The organism is Acinetobacter sp. ACIN00229, from assembly GCF_016106645.1.
In the GTDB taxonomy this organism is placed as follows: Bacteria; Pseudomonadota; Gammaproteobacteria; order Pseudomonadales; family Moraxellaceae; genus Acinetobacter; species Acinetobacter oleivorans.
In genome coordinates, this window is record NZ_JADWOM010000021.1 from 17,580 (window position 1) to 30,364 (window position 12,785).

The 12,785-nt window shown below is 38.9% G+C and carries 14 protein-coding genes; 10 read left to right on the plus strand and 4 right to left on the minus strand.

The features are described from left to right. The first annotated feature begins 44 nt into the window (after window positions 1–44). The 3 genes from I7H67_RS16760 (at window position 45) to I7H67_RS16770 (ending at window position 2,089) form a co-directional block, all read left to right on the plus strand. Entirely contained in the window at window positions 45–887 is an 843-nt protein-coding gene (locus I7H67_RS16760; RefSeq protein ID WP_005037493.1) for a ParA family protein, read from the plus strand. 10 nt (window positions 888–897) lie between these two features. Further along, window positions 898–1,284: a hypothetical protein gene (locus I7H67_RS16765; protein WP_004795328.1), complete on the plus strand. Its 387-nt coding sequence runs from the start codon at window positions 898–900 to the stop codon at window positions 1,282–1,284. A 214-nt stretch (window positions 1,285–1,498) separates the two neighbouring features. Then, complete coding sequence (locus I7H67_RS16770) at window positions 1,499–2,089, plus strand: LysE family translocator (protein ID WP_198308383.1); 591 nt, start codon at window positions 1,499–1,501, stop codon at window positions 2,087–2,089. Here I7H67_RS16770 and I7H67_RS16775 read toward each other — a convergent pair whose 3' ends face one another. Continuing rightward, on the minus strand, window positions 2,090–2,737 hold the full coding sequence (locus I7H67_RS16775; RefSeq protein WP_198308384.1) for a DedA family protein: 648 nt from the start codon (window positions 2,735–2,737) through the stop codon (window positions 2,090–2,092). A gap of 194 nt (window positions 2,738–2,931) precedes the next feature. Between I7H67_RS16775 and I7H67_RS16780 the strand changes: the two genes are divergently transcribed. Beyond that, window positions 2,932–3,369 (plus strand): DoxX family protein, encoded by a 438-nt coding sequence (locus I7H67_RS16780; protein ID WP_004795325.1) that lies wholly within the window; start codon window positions 2,932–2,934, stop codon window positions 3,367–3,369. A 67-nt stretch (window positions 3,370–3,436) separates the two neighbouring features. Here I7H67_RS16780 and I7H67_RS16785 read toward each other — a convergent pair whose 3' ends face one another. Next, window positions 3,437–4,654, minus strand: coding sequence for a DUF445 domain-containing protein (locus I7H67_RS16785; protein WP_171056882.1), 1,218 nt, complete (start codon window positions 4,652–4,654; stop codon window positions 3,437–3,439). A 385-nt stretch (window positions 4,655–5,039) separates the two neighbouring features. Here I7H67_RS16785 and guaA point away from each other — a divergent pair, with 385 nt between their 5' ends. From guaA to I7H67_RS16815, 6 genes are all read left to right on the plus strand, one after another. Next, on the plus strand, window positions 5,040–6,608 hold the full coding sequence (guaA, locus tag I7H67_RS16790) for a glutamine-hydrolyzing GMP synthase (RefSeq protein ID WP_198308385.1): 1,569 nt from the start codon (window positions 5,040–5,042) through the stop codon (window positions 6,606–6,608). Window positions 6,609–6,796: 188 nt separating this feature from the next. Beyond that, on the plus strand, window positions 6,797–7,324 hold the full coding sequence (locus I7H67_RS16795) for a PadR family transcriptional regulator (RefSeq protein WP_198308386.1): 528 nt from the start codon (window positions 6,797–6,799) through the stop codon (window positions 7,322–7,324). A gap of 60 nt (window positions 7,325–7,384) precedes the next feature. Further along, a complete protein-coding gene (locus I7H67_RS16800; RefSeq protein WP_016144037.1) occupies window positions 7,385–7,690 on the plus strand; it encodes a DUF3861 domain-containing protein in 306 nt (101 codons plus the stop codon). Window positions 7,691–7,849: 159 nt separating this feature from the next. Beyond that, window positions 7,850–8,797 (plus strand): pirin family protein, encoded by a 948-nt coding sequence (locus I7H67_RS16805; RefSeq protein WP_049838240.1) that lies wholly within the window; start codon window positions 7,850–7,852, stop codon window positions 8,795–8,797. Continuing rightward, window positions 8,794–9,201: an OsmC family protein gene (locus I7H67_RS16810; RefSeq protein WP_198308387.1), complete on the plus strand. Its 408-nt coding sequence runs from the start codon at window positions 8,794–8,796 to the stop codon at window positions 9,199–9,201. The genes I7H67_RS16805 and I7H67_RS16810 overlap by 4 nt, the downstream gene beginning before the upstream one ends. A gap of 112 nt (window positions 9,202–9,313) precedes the next feature. Further along, window positions 9,314–9,982 carry a glutathione S-transferase family protein gene (locus tag I7H67_RS16815; protein ID WP_035332057.1) on the plus strand — a complete coding sequence of 223 codons (669 nt, stop codon included), beginning with the start codon at window positions 9,314–9,316 and terminating at the stop codon, window positions 9,980–9,982. Window positions 9,983–10,022: 40 nt separating this feature from the next. On the opposite strand, the gene I7H67_RS16820 is transcribed toward I7H67_RS16815, so the two are convergent. Both I7H67_RS16820 and argS read right to left on the minus strand, forming a co-directional pair. Next, entirely contained in the window at window positions 10,023–10,637 is a 615-nt protein-coding gene (locus tag I7H67_RS16820; protein ID WP_013199189.1) for an SPOR domain-containing protein, read from the minus strand. Between the two features lie 154 nt (window positions 10,638–10,791). Further along, window positions 10,792–12,582 carry an arginine--tRNA ligase gene (gene argS / locus I7H67_RS16825; RefSeq protein ID WP_198308388.1) on the minus strand — a complete coding sequence of 597 codons (1,791 nt, stop codon included), beginning with the start codon at window positions 12,580–12,582 and terminating at the stop codon, window positions 10,792–10,794. Window positions 12,583–12,785: the final 203 nt, after the last annotated feature.

A 12,785-nucleotide genomic window follows, 5' to 3' on the forward strand; every position in this document is an offset into this window, starting at 1 on the left:
TCTAGGTTAAACTGCGTACAGTAAAAAAATATGCAGAGGGAAACATGTTAACTCGTGTGGTGTTTAACCAAAAAGGCGGTGTAGGGAAATCAAGTATTACTGTAAATTTGGCCGCAATTAGTGCCAAACATGGCTTAAGGACATTGGTCATTGATCTCGATCCTCAAGCCAACTCTAGTCAGTACCTTTTAGGAGATGACGCAACCTATTCTGCTGAAAAATCAATTTTAGAACCAAATATTGAAAATTTCTTTGATGATGTGTTGGGAAACAATCAACAAAAGGGTTTAATCGGTAATGCATTAGGTTCGATTTTGAAAGCCCCACGAAATAAAGATATTGATAGCTTTGTACACTCAACTCCCTTTGCAAAATTAGATGTGCTTCCTGCTAGCCCAACACTTGGTGCTCTTGAGCATGCACTTGAAAGTAAACATAAAATTTATAAATTACGTGATTCAATTCAAAATTTAATTGGACGATATGATCGTATCTATATAGATACACCACCTGCATTTAACTTTTTTACTTTATCGGCACTCATAGCAGCAGATAAAGTCTTAATTCCCTTCGATTGTGATGTCTTTTCAAAGCGCGCGTTACAAACATTGATTGAAAATGTTCTCGAAACGCAAGATGATCATAATGATCGCTTGGAAATTGAAGGAATTGTCGTCAACCAATTTCAAGCTCAAGCAAAATTACCTCGGGAAGTGGTTCAGCAGTTGAAAGATGAAGGGTTGCCTGTACTTAATAGCATGTTACCGCCTTCGGTTTTAATGAAAGAATCACATCAGAAAAATTTACCTTTGGCTCATTTGGCACCAGAACATAAATTGACTCAAGCTTATGAGACATTGTTTGGTGAAATTGAGCCAAAACGATAAGAGAAAAATGATGAAAGGCTTATATATTGCGCCTTTGGTGGCAGCCACTTTATTACTCGGCGCTTGTGCTACGACGGTAAAACCGACTTACGTGTCTCCGACTCAATATCAATCTTTGGGCTGTCAGCAGCTACAAAGTGAATATAACCGTATCCAACAATATATCGATAATGGCGTACAAACTCCGAAAAGTACCGGTATGGGTGTTGGACTTGGACTCGGCGGTGGCTGGGGACGAGGCGGTTGGGGATTCGGTCCATCTATCTCTGTAAATATGGGACAATCTTCTTCAACGAAAAATACCGAACTTTCACGTGTTTTAGGTCAGCAAGAAGCAATTGTTCAGGCTGCTCAGTTTAAAAATTGCCCAATTATTGTTCGAAAAAAGACGAATTAATAGACAATTTTGCATCACAATATGCTAATTAAGGCATATTGTGATGAATAAAGTTTAGCAAAATGTTTCATAATAAAATTAATATAAATCAATGCATTTTAAATTTTAAAGCTTAATAAATTCTGTATTTTCTATAATCAAAAGCCCTCACAAACTTGCTATATTTTGCCTATTTCGTTTAAGGTGGCCCCATCTTGGATATTGTGGAAATTTTATGATTGAGAGTTGGTTTTTTGTATTGGCAATGTTGGCTGTTTTGCTCATTCCGGGGCCGACAAATGCTTTACTTGCAACCGCTGCTCATTCTCAAGGTTTATCTAAAGCATTCTGGCTTATCCCAATGGAATGGTTAGGCTATGCCTACGGTATTAGCTTTTGGGCTGTATTTATTCATTTAGCTGCTCCAATTTGGCCAGCACTACTGCTCATTTTGCATATCACGAGTGTATTTTATGTATTCTGGCTTGCTTTTCACTTATGGAAGAACACCCATTTACAACAGTTCAGTCAAAGTCATCGTAATATTCGGCCACGTCAATTATTCTTATCAACCTTAAAGAATCCTAAAGCTTTGCTATTTGCAGCCGGTATCTTTCCTGTTGAAGCATGGAATTCGCCTGAAAATTTTCTTATTGTATTTGGTGTTTTTACATTAATCCTGATTCCGGCAGCAAGTTTCTGGATGCTTTTTGGACGAGCGTTGTTAGCGGGTCCAATCAAAAAAATAAAAGCCGATCATTTATATAAAGGATCGGCCATGTTGCTCATTTTATGTATGCTTCCGGTGGTATTCCGTTTCTTCTAATTAGTCTTGAACATTGGCTTTTCGGTTTTTGAGTTTTTCACGTATAAATCCGATGATGCCTGGTAAAACACTAATAATAATGATGCCGAAAATAAGATGGGTAAAGTTATCTTTAACGATTGGCATATTTCCAAATAAATAGCCTAAAGTTACAAAAGAAGCGACCCAACACAATGCTCCAATCAGGTTATAAGTTAGGAAAAACTTATAGTTCATGCTACCAGCCCCAGCAACAAAAGGCGCAAAGGTGCGGGCAAATGGAACGAAGCGAGCAAAAATAATCGTCTTGCCGCCATGGCGAGCAAAGAATTCTTGAGTTTTAACTAAGTGCTGTTTATTAATGAATCGGGAATTCATTTCAAACACACGTGGACCGATAAAACGTCCAATATGGTAGTTTACTGTGTCACCTAAAACGGCAGCAATGAAGAGTAGAGTGCCCAGTACCCATGGATCCATCGCACCTGTAGATGCTGCTAAAGCACCAGCTGCAAATAGCAAACTATCTCCCGGCAAGAACGGCATAACCACTAAACCGGTTTCAATAAAAATAATTAAAAATAGAATGCCATAAATCCACGTTCCGTAATTTATAATAAATTCGGCGAGATGTTGATCAACGTGTAGAATAAAATCAATAAGTTCCATGATAAGAGCAAGTGGTAAACCGTGCTCAAATCCTAGCAGTGAGCCTATAGAAAGTCAGTATAAAGCATCAAAAAAATACAAATTGATCATCTCGTTTATGCAACGATATATATGGATTTTGAGTATTTAATTATCAATGTCCCAAACCTAGAATGAGCTCATCAATAAATAAGCATTTAAATAAAGGTGGCAATATGTTTAATCCAAATGTAGTGGTCAAAAATATCGTAACGCAATCAGGCGCAGACAGTTTCATTAGCCTTATTGCGCGTCTTCTTATCGCCTATATCTTCCTTGTTGCAGGTTGGGGGAAAATTACTGGTTATGCAGCAACTGCTGGATATATGGAAGCAATGGGGGTTCCAGCAGGAATTCTTCCTTTAGTGATCTTGGTTGAGTTTGGTGGTGGTTTAGCCTTGTTATTTGGTTTCCAAGCACGCTTTGCGGCTTTTGGACTTGGAATCTTTAGTATTCTTACTGCATTTTTATTCCACCAAGGTGGTGCTGATGCAGCGGCGCAATATAACAATGGCATCCATTTCATGAAGAACCTTGCAATGGCAGGTGGTTTATTCTTCCTGATGCTTCATGGCGCTGGACGTATTAGTTTGGATCATGCAATCGAGAAATAATATTCAAGACAAAATAAAAACCGGATGATCAACTCATCCGGTTTTTTTTATTTCTAGGGACGTAAAATTAGAGCATGAACTGGATTTGTAATTCCCCAACAACAAAACCAAGTACTGCACCTACTGCAATGAGTGCCCACTCATCTTCTTTAAACGCAGGGCGCAACATACCTTCAAATTCAGATGGTGTTAATTTTTGCATACGTTCAATTAAAGTACTGCGAATATTCATAGCATCTTCTGCATAAGATTCTACGTATTTCATCGTCTCTGGAAGCCGTTGCATAATACGTTCAGCAACTTGCGATTTCATATCTTGATATTTTTCTCCGCCAATTGCGTAAACAACAAGTGGACGAATTACACCTGCTTGCATATCAATTTCTTGTTTGACATGACGGTTAACCAGATCAATAACACGTGCAGAATGTGTACCAGAAAATAATTCTTCCATCATGTGGCGAGAAGTTAAAAGCTGTTTGGAAATTAACGCTGCGTAGTCAGCGGCAACTTCATTTTGACGTTTAATAAACAAACCTTGCCACGTATAGCCCAATATTTTCTTAGGGTATAGTGGTCGAAACATCATTTGTAATGCAATCCAGTCACTGAAAAAACCCACAAAGCCGCCAAACATTGGCAGCATCCAAGGATATTTACCTTGCGTGATAATCCAGCAAAGCATCTGAATCACACCAATACCGAAGCCAAATACAAATCCGACATTACTAAAAAATTTAAATTCTTGTTTGCCCACTCGTTTAAAAATATTGTTGAGTAGGCGTTTGTCTTTAAGCAAGTTGCTGATAACAAGATGTTTAATATCAAAATATCGGTTCACATCACGTTGTACTTCACTCATGATGTGTTCAACAATCTCGGGTGCTTTTGATTGCACACGACGAATGAGTCTTTGACGCGCAAACTCTGGCATGCCTTCCCATAATCCCGGCTGATACTCTTGCGCAACATCACGGGTAATATCTTCAGCTGCGGCAAGCAGTGGTTTTTCTATTTCTTTGGCAATACGTTTAGGATCTAGGCGTGCAAAAATTTCTTCAGGTTTAATGAGTTTGGCTGTCATGAGCTCAACAGCAATTGTTGCCATTTTCTCGGCTTTGCGTGGCACGATGCCTTGCCAACCTAGAAATGGTTTAATGCCTTTAAACTCAAGTGGCGAAAACATCATCTGAATGGCGATTACCTTGGTGATGTAGCCAATTAAACCACTCATAAAAGGAATAGAGATATACAACCAAAAATGTTGCTGGAAATCTGCAATCATAGTTTGAAGCATTGTTGTTCCTTAGATTTCTATTGATTTTGATAGGGGGCAACAAGCCATAAAAATGGATAATTGTTTAAGCACAGACAAATATCGCTTATGGTATTTACCTTTCCATGGTAATGCCTGTTTTATCGGCTCATCTTAACATCAAATTCATGGTGATGTTGCATAGAATGTGATGAATTTATCAATACGTATGAAGTTTTTAAGACTAATCCAGATGTTTGATAAATATAAGTAAATATTGATTTATGTCAAAGAATTCAACGATAGAAATGATTCAGAAATGAAAAAAATAAGATATATGATGATTTGCGGTGCGCCGAAGCGTGAAAAATGTTAAAATGGCGCGCTTAATTCTTTTGCCATTTAGTGGTTTGTCATGACTACCAATACTCAAATTACTGAAGATCGTATCCTGATTCTGGATTTCGGCTCTCAATATAGCCAGCTCATTGCACGTCGTGTACGTGAAGCCGGTGTTTACTCTGAAATGTATGCTTTTGATATGTCTGAAGAAGACGTTCGCGCTTTTAAGCCAAATGGCATTATTTTGTCAGGTGGACCTGAGAGTGTGCATGAAGAAGGCAGCCCACGTGCACCACAAGTAGTGTTTGAGTTGGGTGTTCCAGTATTGGGTATTTGCTATGGCTTGCAAACCATGTCTGAACAGTTAGGCGGTAAAGTTGAGCCGGGTATTGTACATGAGTTTGGTTATGCCGAAGTTGATATCGTTAAACGTGACCAACTGATTGGCAACTTACAAGATCGTGAAGACCAACTTCATGTCTGGATGAGCCATGGCGACAAAGTGAGCCAGATTCCAGAAGGTTTTAGCATTACTGCAAGCACACCAAGTTGTCCTGTTGCTGCTGTAAGTGACGAAACACGCCGTTTCTATGGTGTGCAATTCCACCCAGAAGTAACGCACACGGCAAAAGGTGAAGAATTACTTGCAAATTTTGTTCATAAAATTTGTGGATGTGGTGGCCTTTGGACACCTGAACACATCATCGACTTACGTGTAGAACAACTACGTGAACAGATCGGTGATGAAAAAGTTCTTTTAGGTCTTTCTGGTGGTGTTGACTCATCTGTAGTTGCTGCGCTTTTACACAAAGCAATTGGTGACCAGTTAACATGCGTATTCGTTGATAACGGTTTACTTCGTTTAAACGAAGGTGACCAAGTAATGCAAATGTTTGCTGAAAATATGGGTATTCGTGTTATTCGTGCAGATGCTGAACAACGTTTCCTAACTGCATTGGCTGGTGAAGTTGATCCAGAGAAAAAACGTAAAATCATTGGTCGTGAGTTTATTGAAGTTTTTGCTGAAGAAGCACGTAAACTTGATGGCGTGAAATTCTTGGCTCAAGGTACGATTTACCCAGATGTAATCGAATCTGCTGCAAGTAAACAAGGTAAAGCACACGTTATTAAATCTCACCACAACGTGGGTGGCTTACCAGACGATTTAGAGTTTGAGTTAGTTGAACCTTTACGTGACTTGTTTAAAGATGAAGTTCGTAAATTAGGTACGACACTTGGCTTGCCACACAGCATGATTTACCGTCATCCATTCCCGGGCCCTGGTTTAGGTGTTCGTATTTTGGGTGAAGTGAAAAAAGAATATGCGGATATTCTTCGTCTTGCTGATGATATCTTTATGCAAGAGCTTCGCGACAGCGGCTGGTATGACAAAACTGCTCAAGCCTTTGCCGTATTCCAACCTGTTAAGTCAGTTGGTGTAGTCGGTGATGGTCGTCGTTATGCATGGGTAATCGCACTTCGTGCAGTTGAAACAGTTGACTTTATGACAGCTCGTTTTGCACATTTACCATACGAACTAGTTGATAAAATCTCAACACGTATTATGAATGAAATTAAAGATGTATCACGTGTTGTATACGACGTGTCATCTAAACCACCAGCAACGATTGAGTGGGAATAATCTTTCCTTGTTAGTTGGTAAAGAAAAGGACGCGTTAGCGTCCTTTTTTATTACTTAACTTTTAAAAACTAAAATTAATTTTAATAACTATCAAAATGATAAATCTATTCTTATTGCTTATACTTGATAAAAGATATATTAAGATATATCTTAATAAATATAAATTGATCATTTTTAGGTTTTAAAAGATGAAACAACAATCAGAACATCATCATGCTGAACACAATGAGCATCACCGAGAACATCACCGTTCGGGGCGCCGTGGAAGACTTTTTGAAGCTGGACGCATGAAACTTTTAGTACTTTATCTCATTCAGCAAAGCCCAAAGCATGGCTATGAAATCATTAAAGAAATAAGTGATTTGGTGGGTGATGGCTATACGCCAAGTGCAGGAACAATTTATCCAACGCTAACCGGTCTTGAAGAAATGAACTTAATTAATTTGTTAGACATAGAGCGTAAACAATATCGAATCACAGAAGTCGGAGAAGCCTACTTAACTGAACAACATGATAAGTTGAATGAGCTATTGGAAAAATTACGCCTTAGACGTGAAATTCACAGTAATGATGAATTAATCGAAATTCATCGTGCAATGGAAAACTTAAAGACTGCCTTACGTTTGAAGTTGAACTCGGCAGGTTTACAGCAAGAGCATATTTATCAAATTGCCGAAAAAATTGATCAAGCTGCGGTTGCGATTGGGCGCCTATAAATCGACCTTAAACAGGTTGAAATTATTCAAAGTCATTAATTTTAAATAGAGAATTTATAGATGAAACAACATCAATATCATGTCACTGTACAACATCTAAAAAATGCGAAAGGAGAAGCCTCGACCTATACTGAACGTCTTGAGTTCTATGCGGGAAATCATGACGATATCTTTGAAATTGTCGAACGCTTAAAAAAAGCAGATTTTTTTGATGATGAAACTACAAAATCCTTTGGAGTTGGGCTAAAACTTTTTAGCGAAGTCATGTTGGAAAATCGAGACCATCCGCTATTTCAAGAGTTTTTCCCACAATTTGGGCAATTTATGAAAAACTTAAAACAGCTCGTTAAAACTCAATCATCTTAAGCTGCTCAATGCAGCTTTATTATTTTCTATAATTAAAAAAATGATTGTCTCATTCATAACACCCTGTGTATTACTAAAAGACTATATTGAATAATGAGTGTATTGTTAAGATTATTAGAACAACTCATTGCAAAAGCATAGGTAAAAGAGAGTAATATCATGAGCAATAATAATGATTACGATATTTCTGATTCAAAGGATTGCGAGAAATTTGCCAATCAGTTCATTCAGGAATTTCCAATTCGCTCTGCTGAAATTGGACAGGGGACAGTCATTAAGCGGGCTTTACCTAGCCGACAAAAACGAATGATTGGAGCATGGTGTTTCTTAGATCATGCAGGCCCAGTCACCTTTCCTGCGGGTGATGGTTTAGATGTGGGTCCTCATCCTCATATTGGTTTGCAAACTTTCACTTGGATGATTGAAGGGACCATGATGCATACCGATAGCTTGGGTTCAAAACAACTTATTCGTCCTAAGCAAGTGAACTTAATGACAGCAGGTCATGGTATTTCACATACAGAAGTTGCACCTGATACAGAAACTCAAATGCACGCTGCGCAGCTTTGGATTGCTTTGCCAGATCAAAAGCGCAATATGGATCCGAAATTTGAACATTATCCAGAGCTACCTGTTGTTGAGAAAGACGGACTAGAATTTACCGTGCTTGTGGGTGAATATTTGGCAACTACTTCTCCAGTAGTGGTTCATACGCCGTTAGTGGGTGTCGACTTAATTGCTACCGAAGATACTAAAACCCGTATTCCATTAAATCCTAATTATGAATATGGCTTTATGGCATTAGAAGGTGTTGCCCATGTAAATGGTCATGAGTTAACTGCTGACAACATGGTGGTTTTGGATACTGGACTGAGTGAAATTGAGATTGAAGTAAAAAAAGGCAATCGGATTTTATTGATTGGTGGTGAACCGTTTGAAACGCCAATTTTACTCTGGTGGAATTTTGTTGCACGCACTATGGATGATTTAAAAGAAGCGCGCGAGCAATGGATTAACCATGATGCACGTTTTGGTGAAATTCCAGATTATGTTGGTGCACGTTTAGAAGCCCCTGTTCTTCCAGATCAAATGAGAGCATCAAAATGACAGCAGTAATCGCAAGCAGTAAAGCAAAGCCCCTTGCTGAACAATGGAAGGGCGAAATCACCAGTGGACGTCATCAATATTTTTGTGATGAGCCTGAAAAACTTGAAGGGCAAGACCAAGGCCCAGCACCCTATGATTTGCTCACCGGAAGTTTAGCTGCATGTACGCTTATTACTTTAAGAATGTATGCGAAGCATAAGGGTTATGATTTGGGTGAGTTCTCGGTTGAAATTGATTTTCATACCAATAGAGAGCATGAAGAACATATTGAACGTCGTATTGTTTTTAAAGACTTACCAGATGAAGAACTTCAGCAAAAAATCTTAACGGTAAGTAGTAAAACGCCAGTTACTAAAACTTTGTTACGTAGTTTAGACATTCATACTGTGCTTGTTACAGTGTAAAAATGCTATTTTGTGGAGGTGGATGATTTTATATCCATTCCACAAATGGAATAAAACAGCATGTTCACATGCTGTTTTTTATGTAAAAAGAAAAATAAAAGCAGGCAATAACATGATTAGTGTACACCACCTGGAATGTTCGCGATCGTTTCGAATCTTATGGGCTTTAGAAGAGTTAAGCTTAGATTATGATATTCATTATTATCAACGCTTACCTAACTATTCCGCTCCAGAAACATTGAAATGTATTCATCCTTTAGGTAAAGCTCCGATTTTGACTGATGATGAGCAAGTCATTGCAGAATCTGCTGTGATTTTGGAATATTTACAGCAGCGTTATGATCAGAAGCAGCAATTTAAACCTACACAGCCCCAAGATTTACAGCAGTATATTTATTGGATGCACTATGCTGAAGGTTCACTTATGCCATTATTAGTCATGACTTTGGTCATGAATAGCGTAAATAAGCATGTGCCATGGTTAATTCAACCCGTAGCAAAAAGAATCACAGAAGGGGTGAAGGCAAATTTTGTTCGCCCACGTATGAAAGATCATATTAGTTTTTTAGAAAACTATTTGGCAGAGCATGAATATTTCGCAGGCGATTTTTCATTTGCTGATATTCAAATGAGTTTCCCACTGGAAGCTTTGCAATCACGTTTGCAAGGGAAATACCCTAATATTCAGGCTTTTTTACATCGTATTCAGCAAAGACCCGCATTTCAGAAAGCGAAACAAAAGGGAATGGGTACTAATGAAAGGAATTGTGCTGATATTTAAAAGAAAAGGAACAATTATTTGTTCCTTTTTTATTTGCCGGTTACTTGCGTTTGATCACGATAGAATCAATGCCACTGTGTTGTAATGTTTGTTGAGCGGCTAATGCAGCATCTTGGGAGTCATAAGGACCTGAAATAACACGGTACCATATTTGCCCATTTTCACTACTTTTGACTACATCTGCAGATAAGCCATTCAAAATGATTTCTGCACGGCGAGCGTCAGCCTGATCGGGGTCGTTATAGCTGCGAACCTGTAAAATATAGGTAGGCTGCTGAGGAGCAGTGGCTGATGGGTTAGCATCAATTCCTGCACTTTCTGAAGCCGCTGGTTGAGCTGCACTTGGTGCCTCAACAATCATGGCTGTACCTTGATTTTTGCTCTCAGGAATTGCTTGTTCCGGAATAGGGGTTACTTGTTGTTGAGGTAATAGATCGTAGAAACGATAGTCTTTATTGGTATCTTCTTCTTGATAGTGTTCAGAGGTAATCTGATTTTTTGCGGGAACAGGTTGCCAAGGTTTCCAAAGCATAAGCACTACAGCGATACATAAGACCGCCAAAATAGCGACAAGTGTCCCTAACCATTTAGGAATTAGGGGCTTTTTAGGCTTGTTAGGTCTTTCAGATACACCGCGTTGCGTTTTGCCAAACACGTGGATTATTCCTCTGTATTTTGATTGTTTTAATTCGAGTTTGAGTCTCGTATTACGATGCTGAAACAGTGGTTCGTATCAGCTATTTTAACTCTACAAACCACTGCTTACTATATATTGCATGACCTTTATTTACTGTCATGCAATATAATTTTTACATAGATTCTGGTGCAGATACACCAAGCAATTCTAAACCATTGCGCAACACTTGTTGTACATTGATTGAAAGTAATAAACGTGCTTGTGTAAGCTCGGCATCATCGCTTAATACTTTATGTTCATTGTACCAACCGTGGAACAAGGCAGCTAACTCTTTCAAGTAGTTACCAACCTGGTGTGGTTCATAAGCATTTGCAGCTCGCAACACTGCATCTGGATAAGCTGCTAATTTAGCAAGAATCTCAGTTTCCGCATCAAGAGACAAGCGTTCCGCATGTGGGCGAGCAGTGTTTACATCGAATTCTAAGTTTGTGCTTGCTGCTTTTTCTAACATGCGGCAAATACGTGCATGTGCATATTGGATGTAATACACAGCATTGTCTTTACTTTGTGACACAGCAAGGTCAAGGTCGAAATCGATGTGTTGTTCACTCTTACGCATTACGTAGTAGAAACGAGCCGCGTCATTGCCCACTTCTTTACGCAAGTCACGTAAAGTCACGAACTGCCCTGAACGAGATGACATTTGAACCATCTCGCCACCACGCCATAGACTTACGAACTGAACTAAAAGTACAGTTAATTTTTTAGAGTCGTAACCCATCGCATCAATTGCCGCTTTTACGCGAGAAATATAACCGTGGTGGTCAGAACCCCAAATGTCGATTAGGTCCGTATAACCACGTTGTAATTTATTCAAGTGATATGCAATGTCTGATGCAAAGTATGTAGTTTGACCATTACGACGTTTAACAACACGGTCTTTTTCATCACCAAATTCAGTTGATTTAAACCAGATGTTGCCATCTTTTTCATAAAGAAAGCCACGTTGATCAAGTGTTTCTAATGCTTCATCAATTTTTGCATTAAGAGATGCTTCACTAAACCATTGATTGAAAGTTACACCGAAGTCAGCAAGGTCATCTTTAATGTCATCTAAAATGGCATGAAGAGCAGCTTGGTGGAATACACGGTAGCCTTCACCTAACAACTGTTGTGAGTTGGCAATAAGGCCATCAATATGTTTTTCTTTGTCGCCAGATAAAACGACTTTATTGCCGTCGCTATCTAATTCTTCTGCATATTGTACGTCTTCTGGCACATCTTTATAGACATCAGCCACTTCACGAAGGTAGGCATCGCCATCTTTATCAATAATAGTCTGTGCGATTTCTTTAACGTAATCGCCTTGATAAGCATTTTTTGGAAATACAAGGTTTTGACCAAGTAATTCTAAATAACGTAAATAAGTAGAAGTCGCCAAAATATCCATTTGACGGCCAGCATCATTCACATAGTATTCACGGTCAACTTTAGCACCTGTTGCTTCAAGTAACGTGGCAACAGTCATACCATATGCAGCACCACGGCCATGTCCTACATGTAGACTAGACGTTGGGTTGGCAGAAACAAATTCAACTTGGATCTTTTTCGCCGCATTAGCTTGGCTGCGACCAAAGATTTCTTTTTGTGCTTGAATCTGATCAAGAATAGCAAAGCGCTGGTCTGCATTTAAAAAGAAGTTAATAAAACCAGGTCCTGCGATTTCAGCTTTGCTGATATCTGCAACTTCTGGTAATGCAGTTAGAACTTTCTCAGCTAAATCACGTGGTTTCATACCAGCAGCTTTCGAGCCGATCATGGCAATATTAGAAGCAAAGTCGCCATGGCTTCGGTCTTTGGTGCGTGTTAAGTTGCTTGTGTTTTTCCAGTCGGAAGGAAGCACCCCTTCTTGTTGAAGAGTTTGCACTGCATGGTCGAGAGCTGCTTGTATTGCCGTATTCATATCAATCGAAAATAGATGTCGCAGAAAAACGTCAAATATAGCAAATTTCCTAGGAGTTAGGGGAGTGGATTTAATATTCGAGTAATTCTTTTTGTGCCACTTACCGAGTATTATTTTTTAAATGAATATTGCAGGGTGGACTGTCTCATTATTCTAAAAACAAATAAATACAAGCCTTCTGTGATTTTCTAATCAGTAAATGA